Annotated in this window: 19 protein-coding genes; 11 read left to right on the top strand and 8 right to left on the bottom strand. The window is 55.5% G+C overall.

Features of this window, described 5'->3' with window-relative positions; translation table 11 throughout:
• Positions 1-556: 556 nt before the first annotated feature.
• The 3 genes from ybjG to B3041_RS11005 all read right to left on the bottom strand — a co-directional run bounded on the left by ybjG (position 557) and on the right by B3041_RS11005 (position 3,795).
• Complete coding sequence (ybjG, locus tag B3041_RS11015; RefSeq protein ID WP_065649740.1) at positions 557-1,162, bottom strand: undecaprenyl-diphosphate phosphatase; 606 nt, start codon at positions 1,160-1,162, stop codon at positions 557-559.
• Positions 1,149-1,904 carry a phosphatase PAP2 family protein gene (locus B3041_RS11010; protein WP_065649739.1) on the bottom strand — a complete coding sequence of 252 codons (756 nt, stop codon included), beginning with the start codon at positions 1,902-1,904 and terminating at the stop codon, positions 1,149-1,151. The genes ybjG and B3041_RS11010 overlap by 14 nt, the downstream gene beginning before the upstream one ends.
• A gap of 202 nt (positions 1,905-2,106) precedes the next feature.
• Positions 2,107-3,795 (bottom strand): aspartate:alanine antiporter, encoded by a 1,689-nt coding sequence (locus tag B3041_RS11005; protein WP_065649738.1) that lies wholly within the window; start codon positions 3,793-3,795, stop codon positions 2,107-2,109.
• A gap of 251 nt (positions 3,796-4,046) precedes the next feature.
• Between B3041_RS11005 and ybjM the strand changes: the two genes are divergently transcribed.
• Entirely contained in the window at positions 4,047-4,415 is a 369-nt protein-coding gene (gene ybjM, locus B3041_RS11000; protein ID WP_292972374.1) for an inner membrane protein YbjM, read from the top strand.
• A 27-nt stretch (positions 4,416-4,442) separates the two neighbouring features.
• On the opposite strand, the gene B3041_RS10995 is transcribed toward ybjM, so the two are convergent.
• Positions 4,443-4,706 carry a GrxA family glutaredoxin gene (locus B3041_RS10995; protein WP_065649736.1) on the bottom strand — a complete coding sequence of 88 codons (264 nt, stop codon included), beginning with the start codon at positions 4,704-4,706 and terminating at the stop codon, positions 4,443-4,445.
• 196 nt (positions 4,707-4,902) lie between these two features.
• Here B3041_RS10995 and B3041_RS10990 point away from each other — a divergent pair, with 196 nt between their 5' ends.
• The 10 genes from B3041_RS10990 to rlmC all read left to right on the top strand — a co-directional run bounded on the left by B3041_RS10990 (position 4,903) and on the right by rlmC (position 13,724).
• The gene (locus B3041_RS10990) at positions 4,903-5,154 is read left to right on the top strand and encodes a DUF1418 family protein (RefSeq protein WP_292972371.1); all 252 of its coding nucleotides are present in this window, start codon (positions 4,903-4,905) and stop codon (positions 5,152-5,154) included.
• Positions 5,155-5,166: 12 nt separating this feature from the next.
• Complete coding sequence (gene nfsA, locus B3041_RS10985; protein WP_065649734.1) at positions 5,167-5,889, top strand: oxygen-insensitive NADPH nitroreductase; 723 nt, start codon at positions 5,167-5,169, stop codon at positions 5,887-5,889.
• 17 nt (positions 5,890-5,906) lie between these two features.
• On the top strand, positions 5,907-6,809 hold the full coding sequence (rimK, locus tag B3041_RS10980; protein ID WP_292972369.1) for a 30S ribosomal protein S6--L-glutamate ligase: 903 nt from the start codon (positions 5,907-5,909) through the stop codon (positions 6,807-6,809).
• An 87-nt stretch (positions 6,810-6,896) separates the two neighbouring features.
• Positions 6,897-7,376 (top strand): YbjN domain-containing protein, encoded by a 480-nt coding sequence (locus B3041_RS10975; protein WP_065649732.1) that lies wholly within the window; start codon positions 6,897-6,899, stop codon positions 7,374-7,376.
• A gap of 460 nt (positions 7,377-7,836) precedes the next feature.
• Positions 7,837-8,946 (top strand): spermidine/putrescine ABC transporter substrate-binding protein PotF, encoded by a 1,110-nt coding sequence (gene potF / locus B3041_RS10970; protein ID WP_065649731.1) that lies wholly within the window; start codon positions 7,837-7,839, stop codon positions 8,944-8,946.
• A gap of 120 nt (positions 8,947-9,066) precedes the next feature.
• Positions 9,067-10,200, top strand: a complete 1,134-nt coding sequence (potG, locus tag B3041_RS10965; RefSeq protein ID WP_065649730.1) for a putrescine ABC transporter ATP-binding subunit PotG — start codon at positions 9,067-9,069, stop codon at positions 10,198-10,200.
• A 10-nt stretch (positions 10,201-10,210) separates the two neighbouring features.
• Complete coding sequence (potH, locus tag B3041_RS10960) at positions 10,211-11,167, top strand: putrescine ABC transporter permease PotH (protein WP_065649729.1); 957 nt, start codon at positions 10,211-10,213, stop codon at positions 11,165-11,167.
• The gene (potI, locus tag B3041_RS10955) at positions 11,164-12,009 is read left to right on the top strand and encodes a putrescine ABC transporter permease PotI (RefSeq protein ID WP_065649728.1); all 846 of its coding nucleotides are present in this window, start codon (positions 11,164-11,166) and stop codon (positions 12,007-12,009) included. Before potH ends, potI begins: the two co-directional genes overlap by 4 nt.
• Positions 12,010-12,075: 66 nt before the next feature.
• Entirely contained in the window at positions 12,076-12,540 is a 465-nt protein-coding gene (locus tag B3041_RS10950) for a YbjO family protein (RefSeq protein WP_065649727.1), read from the top strand.
• 41 nt (positions 12,541-12,581) lie between these two features.
• Positions 12,582-13,724 carry a 23S rRNA (uracil(747)-C(5))-methyltransferase RlmC gene (rlmC, locus tag B3041_RS10945; RefSeq protein WP_292972366.1) on the top strand — a complete coding sequence of 381 codons (1,143 nt, stop codon included), beginning with the start codon at positions 12,582-12,584 and terminating at the stop codon, positions 13,722-13,724.
• A 24-nt stretch (positions 13,725-13,748) separates the two neighbouring features.
• Here the strand turns inward: rlmC and artJ (B3041_RS10940) are convergent, their stop codons facing one another.
• The 4 genes from artJ (B3041_RS10940) to artJ (B3041_RS10925) all read right to left on the bottom strand — a co-directional run bounded on the left by artJ (B3041_RS10940) (position 13,749) and on the right by artJ (B3041_RS10925) (position 16,754).
• A complete protein-coding gene (gene artJ / locus B3041_RS10940; protein WP_065650488.1) occupies positions 13,749-14,480 on the bottom strand; it encodes an arginine ABC transporter substrate-binding protein in 732 nt (243 codons plus the stop codon).
• A 150-nt stretch (positions 14,481-14,630) separates the two neighbouring features.
• Positions 14,631-15,299, bottom strand: coding sequence for an arginine ABC transporter permease ArtM (gene artM, locus B3041_RS10935; RefSeq protein WP_065649725.1), 669 nt, complete (start codon positions 15,297-15,299; stop codon positions 14,631-14,633).
• A 3-nt stretch (positions 15,300-15,302) separates the two neighbouring features.
• On the bottom strand, positions 15,303-16,016 hold the full coding sequence (gene artQ, locus B3041_RS10930) for an arginine ABC transporter permease ArtQ (protein WP_065649724.1): 714 nt from the start codon (positions 16,014-16,016) through the stop codon (positions 15,303-15,305).
• 6 nt (positions 16,017-16,022) lie between these two features.
• Positions 16,023-16,754, bottom strand: coding sequence for an arginine ABC transporter substrate-binding protein (gene artJ / locus B3041_RS10925; RefSeq protein ID WP_071668670.1), 732 nt, complete (start codon positions 16,752-16,754; stop codon positions 16,023-16,025).
• Positions 16,755-16,763: the final 9 nt, after the last annotated feature.

Below are 16,763 nucleotides of genomic sequence, written 5' to 3'. Positions count from 1 at the left end.
CCTCGCTCACGCCCGCTTCCCCGGGACCGGGCGCCATTCGCTCCTGCTCACCGCGCCCTTTCGCCGACGTCCTGTCGGCTCATCCCGGAACCGCGCCCTCCCCCGGCGGACCCGGATGGCGCTTCCCGCTGCTGCTGCTTTTTTCTCTCTATTATGTTTTTTTATGGCTGTGGGTTCTGTCCGCAGGTTCAGACCCTGCGACCTTTTAAGAATGAAAAAATGAATATGCAGGCGGGGAGGGGGCGCTATCCGCAGCGCCGGGCGCAGCGTGACGGCCAGGGCGAGCCGGCAGGACGCCGGCGAGAGCGCGGGGTGAGCAGGAGCGAATCCGCGCGGTCCGTTAAGGCCGGAGGGATAAGCCCGGGAATTCGCGAGGACGGCGCGGGGCGGGGATTGCTAAGGGGCGCGCCCACCCGCCCCTTAGCCCGTCCGCGTGCGGCAATGCCGCTGAAACTGCCAGAAGTCTGGCGGGCGGAATCCCCTCAGAGTCCCGCGCTGCTGAGCTACCCAGCCCCGCGGCGCTGCTCAGCGCCCAGCCCCGCGCTGCTCAGCGCGCTTATTCCCTGATCCAGCCCTTACGAATTGGCATAGCAAACAGCACGCGATAAACCTGATGCGTCATCGCCAGCAGGCGATCGCCATAGAGCTGCCAGGCCATCTGCGAGGCCAGGCAACCCAGCATTCCTACCAGGAACCCCCCGATCATATCCAGCGGCCAGTGAACGCCCAGGTAGACGCGTGACCAGGCGATGGCGCTGCCGATGGCCAGCAGCAGGATACCGGACCAGAGCCGGTGCCAGAAAATAAAGGCAAGAGCAAAGGTAAAAATGGTTGTGCCGTGATCGCTCGGGTAGGAGTCGTCTGCGGCGTGCATCAGAAACTGGTGGCCAAAGCCAATGGCAAAGGGGCGCGGATGGGGCAGCAGCTGGCCGGTACACCAGGAGATCAGCAGCGCATAGATAAGCGCCATACCGGTTTTCAGAACCAGAGCACGCTGGGACTGCACCTGCTCACGCGGCCCCCACAGCCAGAGGGCTACGATCAGCAGCGGCACAATCGCAATAAGATCCTTCGCGATAAACGTGGCCAGGTTCAGCAGCCAGAGCGGTGACGCTGGCGTGGCATTAATCCATAAAAAAAGGGTGTGGTTAATCGCTTCCATCCCGTTTAGCTATCCTCGTTTTGTTAACCCAAAAAGAAATACCGGCTACTGTCAGCAGCTGTGCCAGCCAGACCCACCAGCCGGCCCATAAATTGTGTGAAAAAAAGTGCGCACCGCGCATCACCTGACCAAACCCCATCAGCAATCCCAGAGTGACGCCTGCAGACAGCGCCAGCAGCGCGCGGCGTGGATGCTCCGGCCACCAGAGAAAGAACAGCGCCATCACCGCAAAGCCACTCGACGCATGTCCGCCCGGGAAACAGCCGCCGGGTCCGCTGCCGGCGGGGACGCTGCCCAGCAGCGGAAAGGAGAGCGCCTTACCGCCAAACATCGCCAGATCCCAGGGGCAGGAGTGCGCGCTATGCGCTTTGATGATCCCCACCACCAGCGGGCCCAGACCAAACAGCAGCGCAACCAGCATCTGTCGCGCATTACGGGTCCGTATTCCCTGAAACAGCAGCAGCACGGCTCCGGCAATGATCACATCCTTGGCGATGCGATGATTAATGACATCCAGCCAGCGGCTGTGCTGCCAGGGAAAGCGCTGCGTAAGCGGGTCAAACCAGTACTGACTGATAGCGATATCCAGCTGCTCATCGCGTGAGAAGTAAATAAACAGCGCTGCCAGAATAGCCAGTAAAATGAGGTTGATAGCGTAGAAGCGGGTAGAAAAAGAATAAATAGTCCCGCTCCGATTCCGGTAGCAGGTTGTGGAAGTGTTTAACTTTGATGACAGTTGCATGAAGAGTGATCGCTAAAAAAGTCAGGATCACAGCATGGCGCGATTCGCTTAGCGCAACCTTAAGGCACCACCGGCAGAAATAAAAAAACCCGTCAGTCATAAAAAGACTGGCGGGCTCCTCAATCCGGGGATTTCAAAGAAAAGCAGTGGCACTTATTCAGACGCTGGCGGCCAGTAAAGGTTCCGGGCCGGCAAAAATAATTTATCCCGCCAGCACCGGCCAGATAATCACAATCAGCGTGCCGGCCAGCGTCAGCAGCACATTGGCAATCGCATAGGTGCCGGCATAGCCCAGCGCCGGAATATTACTGCGCGCGGTATCGCTGATAATCTCCATCGCTGGCGCGCAGGTGCGCGCGCCCATAATGGCACCAAACAGCAACGCGCGGTTCATGCGCAGTACGTAAGCGCCAAACAGATAGCAGATAACCACCGGCACCAGGCTGACCAGCAGCCCGCTCAGCAGCATCAGTGCTCCGGCATTACCGAGGCCGTGCTGCAGTCCACTGCCGGCGCTGAGCCCGACGCCTGCCATAAAAACCATTAATCCGAACTCTTTCAGCATGGTCAGAGCGCCCTGCGGAATATAGCCAAAGGTCGGATGGTTCGCGCGCAGGAAGCCCAGCATAATACCGGCAAACAGTAAGCCTGCGGCATTGCCGATACCAAAACTGAAATTGCTGAACTGAAATGTGATCATCCCTATCATCAGGCCGATGATAAAGAAAGCACAGAAAGCCAGCAGGTCAGTTATCTGACTGTGAATGGCGATAAAGCCAATACGATCGGCCAGACTTTTCACACGGCGCGCTTCGCCGCTGACCTGCAGCACATCCCCTTTATTCAGCATAATGCTGTCATCAATCGGCATTTCAATCTGACTGCGGATCACCCGATTCAGAAAGCAGCCGTGATCGGTGAGTTTCAGATGGCTGAGCCGCTTATTTACCGCATTGTGGTTCTTTACCACGATCTCCTCGGTGACGATGCGCATATCGAGCAGATCGCGATCGAACACCTCTTTACCGTTGCGGAAGCTGGCATCAAGCCGCGCGTGAGCGTCAGGGTAACCAACCAGGGAAATCTCATCACCCAGCTGCAGCATGGCATCACCGTCCGGGCTGGCGAGAATGCCGTTACGCCGCAGACGCTCTATGTAGCAGCCGGTCTGGCGATGAATGCCCAGCTCGCGCAGGTTTTTGCCGCCGCTCCAGGCGACCAGCTCCGGGCCGACGCGATAGGCGCGGATCACCGGTAAAAAAACCTTGCGCTGGCTGTCGGCATCCAGCCCGCGCTCGCGGGCGATTTGCTGGGCGCAGGTAGGCAGATCCTGATGCTGCAAACGGGGCAGGTATCGGGCGCCGAAAATCAGGCTGACCAGCCCTACCAGGTAGGTCAGGGCGTAGCCGAGGCTCAGGTTATCCTGCATCATACTCAGCTGACGCGGATCGCTGATGCTCTGCCGCAGCGTATCACCAGCCCCCACCAGCACCGGCGTTGAGGTCATTGAACCGGCCAGCATGCCTGCCGTCAGGCCGATATCCCAGCCAAACAGATTGCCAAGCATTAACGCAACCAGCAGCGCGCTGACCACCATCACAATGGCTAAGAAAAAATAATTTTTGCCGTCGCGGAAAAAGATAGAAAAGAAGTTAGGTCCCGCCTCCACGCCGACACAAAAAATAAACAGCATAAAGCCCAGGCTCAGGGCATCGGTATTTATCGCAAAATGCTGCTGGCCTAAAATCAGGGAGACAACCAGTACACCAATTGAATTACCCAGCTGGACAGAACCAAGACGCAGTTTTCCCAGACACAGGCCGAGTGCGAGTACGACAAATAATAACAGAACGTCATTTTTGCTTAACAATTCTGCGACGTTAATGTTCACAGTTTTAACTTCTTATTCACGTGTAACAGGTTGATAGGAAGAGAATTTTTAGCTATCTTGAACGGAGCGGTCAACACCGGGACTGGCATTTTTGTCCCGCCTGATTCTGAAGCGGCATTATTCTAAACATTATTATTTGCTTCAGCTATCCGCATCGCTCACTCTTTCTGTTTGTAGCTGTTTCTATTTATTTCCACGCAGGTGCGCCAGGCATTAAAAGTTCTGTTTTAACGTTAACGTTGAGGATTGTTATGTTGCAGCGCAGCCATCGCTGGTCCGCATTCGCGTCAGGCGCGACGCTTTATACGCTGGTGTTTATTTTTGCCCACCATTTCTGGAGCGTGCCGCTCCATATGCGGCATGGTCAGCCAGAACTCCTGCTGTTTCTATTGCCTGGTGTGATGATCGCGCTGCTACAGCCCGCCAGTCCGATGGTGTCAACGCTGTGGTCAGCGATAGCGGGAACGCTGCTGGGAATGAGCTGGGTAGTGGTGACAGAGCAGGTCACTCATACGCCGCTGCTGGGTGTGGCCTGGAGTCTGAGCGCGTTGTTCTGGGCAGGATGTGGTGCGCTACTGATCCGTCTGCTGCGTATCATGCTGGCCATGCGTATTAATTAAAAAAAAACGGGCCCTGCGGCCCGTTTTTTATGCCTCAATGCCCAGATTTTCTTTGGTCCAGGCGGCAAATTCGGTGTAACCACCAATGTGCCGATCGTCGAGAAAAATCTGCGGCACCGTTGTTACCGGTTTACCGGCGCGCGCTTCCAGATCGGCTTTAGTAATGCCGGTGGCCTGGATATCAACATACTGATAGTTGAAACTATCCTGTTCGCTGGTCAGCTTAGCGGCTAACTCTTTAGCGCGTACGCAATAAGGGCAACCTGAACGGCCAAAAATCACTGCAATCATTGCTTTTCTCCTTCCGCTACTGTTTTGTGAGCAAAATCACAGCACAGCGTGAATAATGGTTCACATCATGCCCGCTCGTGCTGCTTAAGAGAAGCAGAAAATACCTGTTACTCTGATGGACGCACGCTATCCCTGACGGGCTATGCTGGCAGCAGCGATATGCTGAACCAGACCCATAAACAGCAGAGGTATACCCATGCGCAACCTTGCCAGACTACCTAAGTCCATTCTGTTGCTGGAAGCCCTGGGCACCTGCGCAGTAGCCGCCGCGCTTTTGCTGTTGAATAACTGGCTGCCAGCGCCTGCCATGATTGGGCAAAAGCCGCTGGCTACGCTACTTTTTTTGCTGGGCATTGCGCTGATGCTGCCTGCGGCATGGCTAATCATGTGGCGCACCGCAAAAGTGATGGCCCCGCACCTTTTTGATCATACTCACACCAGGAAATAACCGGAGAACATAATGACGCCGACAATCGATCTGCTATGCAGCCACCGTTCCATTCGTGCTTTTACTGAGCAGGGTATTGATGACGCTCAGCGCCGCGCGATTATTGCTGCAGCGCAGGCGGCCTCTACCTCCAGTTTTCTGCAGTGCTCATCCATTGTACGCATCACCGATCGTGAAAAGCGCACTGCGCTGGCGGAACTGGCGGGAGGTCAGTCGTGGGTCACCGATGCCCCGGAGTTTTGGGTCTTCTGTGCCGACTTTAACCGCCATCTGCAAATCTGTCCGGATGCGCAGCTGGGACGGGCTGAACAGCTGCTGCTGGGCTGTGTGGATACCGCGCTAATGGCGCAAAATGCGATGGTGGCCGCTGAGTCGCTTGGGCTGGGCGGCGTATTTATCGGCGGGATCCGCAATAACATTGCCGACGTCACCGCGCTGCTGGATCTGCCAAAATTTGTGCTGCCGCTGTTTGGCTTCTGTATCGGTTATCCGTCTGCCTCTCCGGATGTGAAACCACGCATGCCGCAGGCGATGCTGGTACATGAAAACAGCTATCATCAGGTTGATAAAGCGCTGCTGGCAGAGTACGACCAGCAAATCACAGATTACTACATGCAGCGCGACAGTAATCAGCGATCTGAAACCTGGAGCGATCTGATCCAGCGCCTGATCATTAAAGAGACGCGTCCGTTTATGCTCGACTATCTGCACAGTCAGGGCTGGGCCACGCGTTAAGTCAGGAGTATGGCTGCATGAAAATGGCGCTTCTCACCCGTGACAGCACGCTTTACTCCAGCCAGCGGCTGCGTGCGGCCGCTGAGGCGCGCGGGCATCAGATTGCGATAATCGATCCGCTCTCCTGCTACGTGAATATTAATGCAGCGCTGCCGGCCGTGCATTATCAGGGTGAAATACTCGGCCATTTTGATGCAGTGATCCCGCGTATCGGCACCGCGACAACCTTTTATGGTACCGCGGTGCTGCGTCAGTTTGAGCTGCTCGGCAGCTATCCGCTCAATGAATCGGTGGCCATTACCCGCGCCCGTGACAAGCTGCGCTCGCTGCAGCTGCTGGCACGCGAGGGCATCGATATGCCGGTTACCGGTATCGCTTCATCGCCGGATGATACCGGCGATCTGATCCGCATGGTGGGCGGTGCGCCGCTGGTGGTCAAACTGGTTGAAGGCACGCAGGGTATTGGCGTCGTGCTGGCAGAGACGCGTCAGGCCGCCGAAAGCGTGATTGATGCGTTTCGGGGACTTAACGCCCATATTCTGGTGCAGGAGTTTATTAAAGAAGCGCGGGGCCGCGATATTCGCTGCCTGGTGATTGGCGATCGCGTGGTGGCTGCCATAGAGCGTGAGGCAAAAGAAGGGGAGTTTCGCTCTAACCTGCATCGGGGCGGCACCGCGCATCCTGTTACCATCAGCGAGCGGGAGCGCAACATCGCCATTAACGCTGCGGCGACGCTGGGCCTGGCCGTGGCGGGCGTTGATATTCTGCGTGCCAGCCGCGGACCGCTGGTCATGGAGGTCAATGCGTCACCCGGTCTGGAAGGTATTGAGGCGTGCACGGGGCTCGATATTGCCGCTATGATGATCGACTGGATTGAGCAGCACGCCTGCCCCGGCTATCGTCCTAAAACCGGTGGCTAGATAGCGTTTTCCGGTGGTTTTCGTGGCATCTGCCCACATTTTTCCGTAAGCTAAGGCGCTTATTTATTCACCCCACAGGAAATAGCGATGGATTCACTGGTCGTTCCTGACATCGACATGCTACGTCGCTGGCTGGATCAACAAAATATCACCTGGTTCGAATGTGATGCCTGTCAGGCGTTACATCTGCCGCACATGCAGAATTTTGACGGGGTGTTTGACGCAAAAATTGACCTGGTGGATAACGTTATTCTGTTTTCTGCGCTGGCTGAAGTAAAACCCACGGCGCTTATTCCGCTGGTCGGCGATCTGTCACAAATTAACGCCAGCTCACTGACCATCAAAGCTTTCATCGATATTCAGGATGATAATCTGCCAAAGCTGATTGTCTGTCAGTCGCTGAGTATTACCGCCGGCATTACCTTTAGTCAGTTCACGCACTTTATGAAGCAGAGTGAAGAAGGGGTTTCCATGGTGATTATGGAAGCCTTCGCGAACCATCTGCTGATGATGGGTGAAGAGGAAGAGCGCGCTTCCGGGGTAAGCAGTTCAGGTGTTTTACATTAATTCCGCTCGTTATTAACTGCCGCACACTGCGGCAGTTTTCTTTCTCGCTTTATCCTGCCATTTTTTATTCTGTTATTTGCCCGCTAACACCAGATTTTAGTCATGCTTTATGCCGTAACTGCCAGACCACATAGCAGAAAAGTGCATAAAATATCGTAAAAAGGCGTTTTTTACGCTGAGGTCTGGCACGCAGAGATCAGGGGGGCTATTCTTGCGGAGCTGTGCAGGGCAGGCCATCGCTCAGCAGCGCTATACTGATTTCAGGGAAAGCCCGCCGTTATCTGTCTGCATAGCTACCCATTTGCAGGTTGCCGGCTCACCACCCCGATACCGGTTATAGGTATTTACTATTTAACGTCCGCTGAAGAGTGATTCATTGTATGTCTGGCTACTTTCAGACAGGAAATCATCGGATCGGCTGTATGCAGCGTTTGTTGACCCGTTCAGGAGAAAATAACAGATGAACAACCAGACAAAAAAATGGTTGCCAGCCGCAGTTGCTGGTGTGGTGATGGCATCGGCTGTTGCTGCTCAGGCAGAAGATAAAACGCTGCACGTCTATAACTGGTCCGATTATATTGCGGCCGATACGGTACCTGACTTTGAAAAGCAGACCGGCATTAAAGTCGTTTATGACGTCTTTGATTCCAATGAAGTGCTGGAAGGCAAACTGATGGCGGGCAGCACCGGCTATGATGTGGTTGTGCCCTCATCCAGTTTTCTCGCGCGTCAGCTGCAGTCGGGCGTGTTTCAGGAACTCGATAGAAGCAAACTGCCGAACTACAAAAATCTCGATCCGGATCTGATGGCCAAAGTGGCACAGCACGATCCCGGCAATAAATACGCGATTCCTTATCTCTGGGGCACCACCGGCATCGGTTATAACGTGGAGAAAGTCAAAGCTGCGCTCGGTGCGGATGCGCCGGTTAACAGCTGGGATCTGGTACTGAAACCGGAAAACCTCGAAAAACTGAAAAGCTGCGGCGTCTCTTTCCTGGATGCGCCGGAAGAGATATTTGCCACCGTGCTGAACTATCTTGGCAAAGACCCAAACAGCACCGATGCCAAAGATTACACCGGGGCGGCGACCGATCTGCTGATGAAGCTGCGGCCAAACATTCGCTATTTTCACTCGTCGCAATATATTAACGATCTGGCAAACGGTAACACCTGTGTAGCGATAGGCTGGTCTGGCGATATTCTGCAGGCAAAAGATCGGGCTGAAAAAGCCAATAATGGTGTTCATCTGGGTTACAGCGTGCCGAAAGAGGGCGCCCTGGCGTTCTTTGACATGATGGCGATCCCGAAAGATGCAAAAAACAAGGATGCCGCCTATCAGTGGCTGAACTACATCATGGAGCCAAAAGTGATCGCTGAGGTATCCAGCAAAATCAATTATGCCAACGGCAACAAAGCGTCACTGCCGCTGATTAATGCCGATGTCCGCAACAATCCAGGCATTTTCCCGACGCCGGACGCGATGGCGAAGCTGTTTGTGCTCAAGGTCCAGGATCCGAAACTGGATCGCGCACGTACCCGCGCATGGACTAAAGTAAAAAGTGGTAAGTGATTCGTTCTGAACGATATCCCTGACCGGTAACCACAGCAGAGGCGCAGTACGGGCCTCTGCTGTGCCATTCCAGCGGCTGGCCGTGCCGCGCTACCCCCGCTTAGCGCCGGAGAAATGTGAGTGAACGACGCGATTTCCCGTTCTCAGAGTAAATCAGCAAAGGCCTTAACGCCGCTGCTGGAGATCCGTAACCTGACCAAATCGTTTGAAGGTCAGCACGCCGTAGATGATGTCAGCCTGACTATCTACAAAGGTGAAATTTTCGCCCTGCTGGGGGCGTCTGGCTGCGGCAAATCAACGCTGCTGCGCATGCTGGCAGGGTTTGAGATCCCCAGCAGCGGCCAGATTGTGCTGGATGGCCAGGATCTGTCTCACGTGCCGCCTTATCAGCGTCCTATCAATATGATGTTTCAGTCTTACGCGCTGTTTCCGCATATGACAGTGGAGCAAAACATCGCCTTTGGTCTGAAGCAGGACAAATTATCCAAAGCAGAGATCGCCAGCCGCGTAGCAGAGATGCTGGCGCTGGTGCATATGCAGGAGTTCGCCAGCCGCAAACCGCATCAGCTTTCAGGCGGGCAGCGTCAGCGCGTGGCGCTGGCGCGCAGCCTGGCAAAACGGCCTAAACTGCTGCTGCTGGATGAGCCGATGGGTGCACTGGATAAAAAACTGCGCGATCGCATGCAGCATGAGGTGGTGGATATCCTGGAGCGCGTGGGCGCCACCTGCGTTATGGTCACGCACGATCAGGAAGAGGCGATGACCATGGCCGGACGCATTGCCATCATGAATCGCGGTAAGTTTGTGCAGATTGGCGAGCCGGAAGAGATTTATGAGCATCCTACCAGCCGTTACAGCGCGGAGTTTATCGGCTCGGTCAACGTGTTCGAGGGGCTGCTGCGCGAACGGCGCGATGAGGGCGTGGTCATCGACAGCCCTGGCCTGATGCATCCGCTGAAGGTCCAGACGGATGTCTCTATTGTTGACAACGTACCGGTCCACATTGCGCTGCGCCCGGAAAAAGTCATGCTGTGCGACACGGTTCCGGCTGACGGCTGCAACTTTGCCGTGGGCGAAGTGGTGCATATCGCCTATCTGGGTGATTTGTCGATTTACCATGTGCGCCTGCACAGTGGCCAGATGATCAGCGCGCAGCTGCAGAACGCGCATCGTTTTCGCAAAGGTGCGCCCGTCTGGGGAGATGAAGTGCGTCTCTGCTGGGATGCGGACAGCTGTGTGGTTCTGACGGTCTAGGGGGACGTTTATGAGTCAGATTTCTCCGCGGCCTCAGCCGGTACTGGCGGGCACGCCACTGCAGCGCTGGGCAACACGTATGAAGATGCAGCACGGGCGCAAGCTGGTGATTGCGCTGCCTTACCTGTGGCTGATCCTGCTGTTCCTGCTGCCGTTTCTGATTGTGCTTAAAATCAGCTTTGCCGATATCGCCCGCGCCATCCCGCCCTATACGGATCTGGTCAGCTGGGCGGATGACCAGCTGAATGTGGTGCTGAACCTCGGCAACTATTTTACGCTCACTGACGATCCGCTTTACGCTGAGGCCTATCTGACCTCGCTGAAAGTGGCGGCGATCTCCACGGTAATTTGCCTGCTTATCGCTTATCCGCTCGCCTGGGCGGTCGCGCACAGCAAGCCGTCGATGCGAACCATACTGCTGCTGCTGGTGATCCTGCCCTCCTGGACCTCATTTCTGGTGCGCGTTTATGCCTGGATGGGGCTGCTGAACAACAACGGCATTCTGAATCGTTTTCTGCTGTGGCTTGGCGTTATCGATCATCCGCTGGTGATCCTCTACACCAATACGGCGGTCTATATCGGTATTGTTTACTGCTATCTGCCCTTTATGGTGCTGCCGATCTATACCGCGCTGACGCGCATTGACTATTCGCTGGTGGAAGCGTCGCTGGATTTAGGCGCGCGTCCGCTGAAGACCTTTTTCAGCGTGATTGTGCCGCTGACCAAAGGCGGCATTATCGCCGGGTCGATGCTGGTGTTCATACCGGCGGTAGGGGAGTATGTCATTCCGGAACTGCTGGGTGGCCCGGACAGTATTATGATTGGCCGCATTCTCTGGCAGGAGTTTTTTAATAACCGCGACTGGCCGGTGGCTTCAGCGCTGGCGGTAACCATACTGTTGATCCTGATCCTGCCGATTATCTGGTTCCACAAGCATCAAAATCGCGCTGCGGGGGAGAAAGCATGAGTCAGCTACCGGTTATTCGCTCGCCGTGGCGTACTGCTATTCTGGTACTCTGCTTTCTGTTTCTCTATGCCCCCATGCTGCTGCTGGTGGTCTACTCCTTTAACAGTTCGCAGCTGGTTACGGTGTGGGAGAGTTTCTCTTTTCACTGGTATCGCGTGCTGTTTCAGGATGAGGCGATGCTCGATGCCGTCGGGCTGAGTCTGACCATCGCGGGGCTTTCGGCTACCATGGCTGTGATACTGGGCACCCTGGCCGCGGTGATCATTGTGCGCTTCGGCCGCTTTCGCGGCCACAGCGGTTTCGCCTTTATGCTGACTGCGCCGCTGGTCATGCCCGATGTTATTACCGGGCTGTCGCTGCTGCTGCTGTTTGTGGCGATGGCAAATACGCTGGGCTGGCCGGGCGATCGTGGCATGCTGACTATCTGGCTGGCGCACGTCACATTCTGTACCGCCTATGTTGCGGTGGTGATCAACGCCCGCCTGCGCGAGCTGGATCGCTCCATCGAAGAGGCCGCCATGGATCTGGGCGCCACGCCGCTGAAGGTTTTCTTTGTGATCACCGTTCCCATGATTGCACCCGCCATCGTCACCGGCTGGCTGCTGGCCTTTACGCTGTCGCTTGATGACCTTGTGATTGCCAGCTTTGTTACCGGGCCGGGGGCGACCACGCTGCCCATGGCGATCTTCGCCACCGTACGGCGTGGGGTGAACCCGGAGATCAACGCGCTGGCGTCTATTATTCTGTTTGTGGTCGGGCTGGTCGGTTTTATCGCCTGGCGCTTTATGGCGCATGAAGAAAAACAGCGTTTGCGCGATATTCAGAAAGCAAAACGTGGCTGAAATCCTGTGAGTTTGCCACTATAAGCAAGGCTGGCGTTGCCAGCCTTTTCTTATGGAGCCTGGGTGATGTCGGAAACGCTGAAAAACGCTGTGTTAAACTCAACGCCGGTGCCGGTGACCATTGCCGGTATTGCGATTATTGTCACGCGCTGCCTCAGCGTGATCATGATGGCTGGCGAGCTGGGCTATGAGGAGATTGCTAACTTTGTGCACCGCAGCGCACAGGCATGGGATTCAACCCTGATATTTATCGCCAGTCAGCTGATTTTCCTGTTTGAACTGCGCTGTGCTTTTACGTTCATGCGCGGCAGCAATCGGGGTCGCTGGGGTTATCTGATCAGTCAGGTGGTGGTATTGCTCTATATGCTGATGGCGTCGGTGGGCTGGATCTATCCGGAAATATTCAGTATTTCAGGTGATAACAATCTGCAGATTATCCACCATACGCTGCAGCAAAAATTACCGGACGTACTGGTAGCGCTGCTGCTGTTTGTGCCGGCCAGCAGTCGCGCATTTTTCCGCGCCCGGTGATACAATCGCCCCCCGTTTTTTCTCCGAGTACAGGTTGTTCCATGCATTGCGCGCTTTATGACGCTGGCCGCTGCCGTTCATGTCAGTGGCTGGAAAAACCCTATCCGCAGCAGGTCAGCGATAAGCAGACGCAGCTTGCTCAGCTGCTTGCAGCGATGCCGGTCAGCGACTGGCGGCTTCCGGTGACATCAGCAGAGCAGGGGTTTCGCAATAAGGCCAAAATGGTCGTCAGCGGCAGCGTGGAGCGCCCTGTTTTTGGTCTGGTGGCGCCTGACGGCGACCCGGTTGATCTCTGCGCCTGTCCGCTCTATCCCGCCAGCTTTGCGCCGGTGTTTGCGCTGCTTAAACCCTTTATCGCACGCGCCGGTCTGACGCCTTACAATGTGACGCGCAGGCGTGGCGAGCTGAAGTTTTTGCTGCTGACGGAGAGCAGTGAGGGCGGCATGATGCTGCGTTTTGTACTGCGCTCAGCCAGTAAGGTGCCGCAGCTGCAGGCGGCACTGCCGTGGCTGCAGCAGCAGCTGCCGCAGCTGCAGGTTATCTCCGCCAATATTCAGCCGGTACATATGGCGATTCTGGAAGGCGACGAAGAGATCGCGCTGACCGCGCAGCAGGCGCTGCCGGAACGCGTTAATCAGGTTCCGCTTTATATCCGGCCGCAGAGTTTCTTCCAGACCAATCCGCAGGTGGCGGCGGGGCTCTACGCCACCGCACGTGACTGGGTTGCAGAGCTGAACGTGACCAGCATGTGGGATCTCTTTTGTGGCGTAGGTGGATTTGGTCTGCACTGCGCAACGCCAGAGATGACGCTGACGGGGATTGAAATCAGCCCTGAAGCGATCGCCTGTGCGCAGCAATCGGCGCAGCAGCTGGGGCTGGAAAAGGTGCACTTTGCCGCTCTGGATTCCACCCGTTTCGCCACCTCGCGGGCAGACATACCGCAGCTGGTACTGGTGAACCCGCCGCGTCGCGGTATTGGCAGCGAGCTGTGCGACTATTTAAGCGATATGGCTCCAGCTTTTATCCTCTACTCCAGCTGCAATCCTGCCACCCTGGCGCAGGATATTGCCCGGCTTAGTGATTACAACATACAAAGAGTACAGCTGTTTGATATGTTCCCGCACACCGCTCATTTTGAAGTGTTATGTCTGCTGACGCGGAACGATCGGCCGCGTGCTGCATAACGCAGCACGCGCTGTTGAAAGAATTTACTCAGGAAACCACTTCTGGTTGATCTGCTGCCAGCTGCCGTCAGCTTTCAGGGCCGCCAGCGCACTATTGAACTCATTCAGCAGTGCGCTGTTACCTTTACGCACGGCGATGCCAAGCCCGGTGCCAAAGTAATCCGTATCCCTGACATGATCGCCCACGGTACCGAGATCGTCATTGGCTTTCAGCCACTGACTGACCACGGCGCTGTCGCCAAATACGCCATTGAGGCGGCCGTTTTTCAGGTCAAGAATCGCATTCTGATAGCTGTCATAGGCGACTGCTACCACGTCCGGATGCTTTTCAGCCAGATATTTCTGGTGAGTAGTACCGTTTTCCACGCCAATACGCTTGCCTTTCAGCTGGCTGAAATCGCTGAACTCGCCTTTCCGGGCGATCACGATAGCGGAGTTGGCATAGTAAGGCTGGCTGAAATCGACCTGCTTACTGCGCTCGGCGGTGATGTCCATACCGGAGATTACCGCATCATAGCGGCGGAATTTCAGCGACGGGATCAGGCTGTCAAACGCATTATTCGTGAATGTACATTCGGCTTTAATCTGCGCGCACAGCGCTTTCGCCAGATCGATATCAAAGCCTACAATCTGATTGTTGTGATCCAGTGATTCAAACGGCGGATAGGTAGCTGAAACGGCAAAACGTATTTTTTCAGCTGCATAAGCATTCACCGTAACCGCAGCGAGCGCTGCGGCGATAATCCATTTTTTCATCATGTCATTCTCATAAGCAAGCCAGAAGTGGAATGCGTGACACAATGCCATTTAATGAATTTTTATGCAATTATTTTGGATAAGTAAGGATTTGCAGAAGACGGTTGCCCGGACGCCGGCGTGGCGCAAAAGCAACCGTCCCGGAGGCACTCAGCTGCGCTGCTCAAATGTCAGTGCACGTTTCTCTATCAGCCGCATCAGCAGCGTCAGCGCGCCGTTAACCACCAGATAGATCAGGCCTGCCGCCGCATACACCGTCACGTCATAGGTGCGTCCGTAGAGCATCTGACCGTGCCCCATCACTTCCATCAGCGTAATGGTGTAGGCCAGCGAGGTGCTTTTAAACACCAGCACAACTTCGTTGGAATAGGAGGAGAGGGCGCGCTTAAATGCGTAGGGCAGCAAAATACGCAGCGTATCCTTGCGGTTCATGCCCAGCGCGGCGCATGACTGCCACTGACCCGCCGGAATTGCGCGTACCGCGCCATAAAATAGCTGGGTGGTATAGGCTGCGCTGTTGAGCGACAACGCCAGCATCGCGCACAGCCAGGGCTGAGACAGCAGATGCCAGAGCCACGGCACATTCTGAATGGCAGGGAACTGACCCGGCCCGTAGTAGATCAGGAAGATCTGCACCAGCAGCGGAGTGCCGGTAAACAGCGTGATGTAGCCTTTTGCCAGCAGGCTGGCGACCGGTACTTTCAGTGCCAGCACAATAGTACAGAGCAGCGACAGCAGCAGCGCGGCCACCAGTGAGGCCAGCGTCAGCGTTAAGCTGGTATGCAGGCCTTTCAGCAGTTCAGGTAAATAATCGAGCATGCGTCAGGCTCCCCGCTCAAAACGCGTGGTGCGTAATTCAATGCGGCGTAAAATCGCCTGACTGAACAGCGTAATCACCAGATAGATAGCGGCAGCCACCAGATACCAGGTAAACGGTTCCTGCGTGCGCGTAGCGATACTTTTCGTCTGCAGCATCAGGTCGTTGACACTGATCAGCGACACCAGCGCCGTATCTTTCAGCAGCACCAGCCACTGGTTGCCGAGGCCCGGCAGCGCATGGCGCCACATTTGCGGCATAATCAGCCGGAAAAAGATCGCAGATTTTTTCATGCCCAGCGCCTGTCCCGACTCCCACTGGCCTGCCGGCACCGCTTTCAGTGCACCGCGCAGCGTCTGTGACGCATAGGCGGAGTAGAGCATAGCCAGCGCAATCACTCCGCAGAGAAACGGGCTGACGTCAAAATTCTCAATCTGCAGCTGAACCGGAAGGGTAAACAGGCCCAGGTTAAGGCTGAAACCGTCAGACAGCGTCAGCAGCAGCTGCGAAGCACCGAAATAGATAAAGAGTACGACCAGAATTTCCGGCAGACCCCGAATCAGCGTGACCAGCACGGTGCCGACCCACGCCAGCGGTTTTATGCGCAGCGACTCCCAGCCAGCAAACAGCATCGCCAGCACAAGGCCGGCGATCAGCGCACAAACAGCAAGGCCGACGGTTATCCCGGCGGCGCTTGCAAGAGAGATCATTTCATTCATCAGAGATTACTGCTGGAACCATTTGCTGTAGATAGTTTTATACGTGCCGTCAGCTTTGATCTTATCCAGCGCCGCGTTGAACTTACCCTGCAGCTCAGCGTTACCCTGACGCACGGCGATGCCCAGACCGGTTCCGAAGTAATCTTTATCCGTGACTTTTTCACCCAGCGGCGCCAGCGTTGCGTTCTGCTTCAGCCACTCATTGACCACGGCAGTATCCCCAAAGACAGCGTCAATACGGCCATTTTTCAGATCCAGTACGGCGTTCTGATAGCTGTCGTAAGGCACGATAGTGATATCGCTATGCTTGTCGGTCAGGAACTTCTGATGAGTAGTGCCGTTCTGCACGCCAACGCGCTTGCCTTTCAGGGCAGCCACATCAGCCAGTTTGCCTTTCTGCGCAATAAAGGTGGCAGAGTTGTCATAATAAGGCTTGCTGAACAGCACCTGCTTTTCACGTTCTGGTGTGATATCCATGCCGGCCATCACCGCGTCGAAACGGCGGAATTTCAGGCTGGGGATCAGGCTATCGAAAGCCTGATTAGTAAATGTGCAGGTTGCATCCATCTCTTTACACAGCGCATTGGCCAGATCGACGTCAAATCCCTGAATTTTGTTTTCAGCGTCAACGAACTCAAACGGCGGGTAAGAGGCTTCAGTAGCGAAACGCAGCGTCTGTGCAGCAGAAGCGCTCAGGCTCAGCGTGGTGAGCAGGGCAGCAAGTACAACTTTTTTCATTATTAGCAT

Origin of the sequence: Pantoea sp. UBA4549, assembly GCF_002387285.1 — a bacterium.
Lineage (GTDB): Bacteria > Pseudomonadota > Gammaproteobacteria > Enterobacterales > Enterobacteriaceae > Pantoea > Pantoea borealis.
The sequence above is the reverse complement of the archived record's forward strand: the minus strand, read 5'-3'. Positions and strand labels throughout refer to the sequence as shown.

Bases quoted from the DNA above. Each gene is read 5' to 3' on its own strand.
- ybjG (WP_065649740.1), bottom strand. From the start codon at position 1,162: ATGGAAGCGATTAACCACACCCTTTTTTTATGGATTAATGCCACGCCA.
- B3041_RS11010 (WP_065649739.1), bottom strand. From the start codon at position 1,904: ATGCAACTGTCATCAAAGTTAAACACTTCCACAACCTGCTACCGGAAT.
- ybjM (WP_292972374.1), top strand. From the start codon at position 4,047: ATGTTGCAGCGCAGCCATCGCTGGTCCGCATTCGCGTCAGGCGCGACG.
- B3041_RS10995 (WP_065649736.1), bottom strand. From the start codon at position 4,706: ATGATTGCAGTGATTTTTGGCCGTTCAGGTTGCCCTTATTGCGTACGC.
- B3041_RS10990 (WP_292972371.1), top strand. From the start codon at position 4,903: ATGCGCAACCTTGCCAGACTACCTAAGTCCATTCTGTTGCTGGAAGCC.
- nfsA (WP_065649734.1), top strand. From the start codon at position 5,167: ATGACGCCGACAATCGATCTGCTATGCAGCCACCGTTCCATTCGTGCT.
- rimK (WP_292972369.1), top strand. From the start codon at position 5,907: ATGAAAATGGCGCTTCTCACCCGTGACAGCACGCTTTACTCCAGCCAG.
- B3041_RS10975 (WP_065649732.1), top strand. From the start codon at position 6,897: ATGGATTCACTGGTCGTTCCTGACATCGACATGCTACGTCGCTGGCTG.
- potF (WP_065649731.1), top strand. From the start codon at position 7,837: ATGAACAACCAGACAAAAAAATGGTTGCCAGCCGCAGTTGCTGGTGTG.
- potH (WP_065649729.1), top strand. From the start codon at position 10,211: ATGAGTCAGATTTCTCCGCGGCCTCAGCCGGTACTGGCGGGCACGCCA.
- potI (WP_065649728.1), top strand. From the start codon at position 11,164: ATGAGTCAGCTACCGGTTATTCGCTCGCCGTGGCGTACTGCTATTCTG.
- B3041_RS10950 (WP_065649727.1), top strand. From the start codon at position 12,076: ATGTCGGAAACGCTGAAAAACGCTGTGTTAAACTCAACGCCGGTGCCG.
- rlmC (WP_292972366.1), top strand. From the start codon at position 12,582: ATGCATTGCGCGCTTTATGACGCTGGCCGCTGCCGTTCATGTCAGTGG.
- artJ (WP_065650488.1), bottom strand. From the start codon at position 14,480: ATGAAAAAATGGATTATCGCCGCAGCGCTCGCTGCGGTTACGGTGAAT.
- artM (WP_065649725.1), bottom strand. From the start codon at position 15,299: ATGCTCGATTATTTACCTGAACTGCTGAAAGGCCTGCATACCAGCTTA.
- artQ (WP_065649724.1), bottom strand. From the start codon at position 16,016: ATGAATGAAATGATCTCTCTTGCAAGCGCCGCCGGGATAACCGTCGGC.
- artJ (WP_071668670.1), bottom strand. From the start codon at position 16,754: ATGAAAAAAGTTGTACTTGCTGCCCTGCTCACCACGCTGAGCCTGAGC.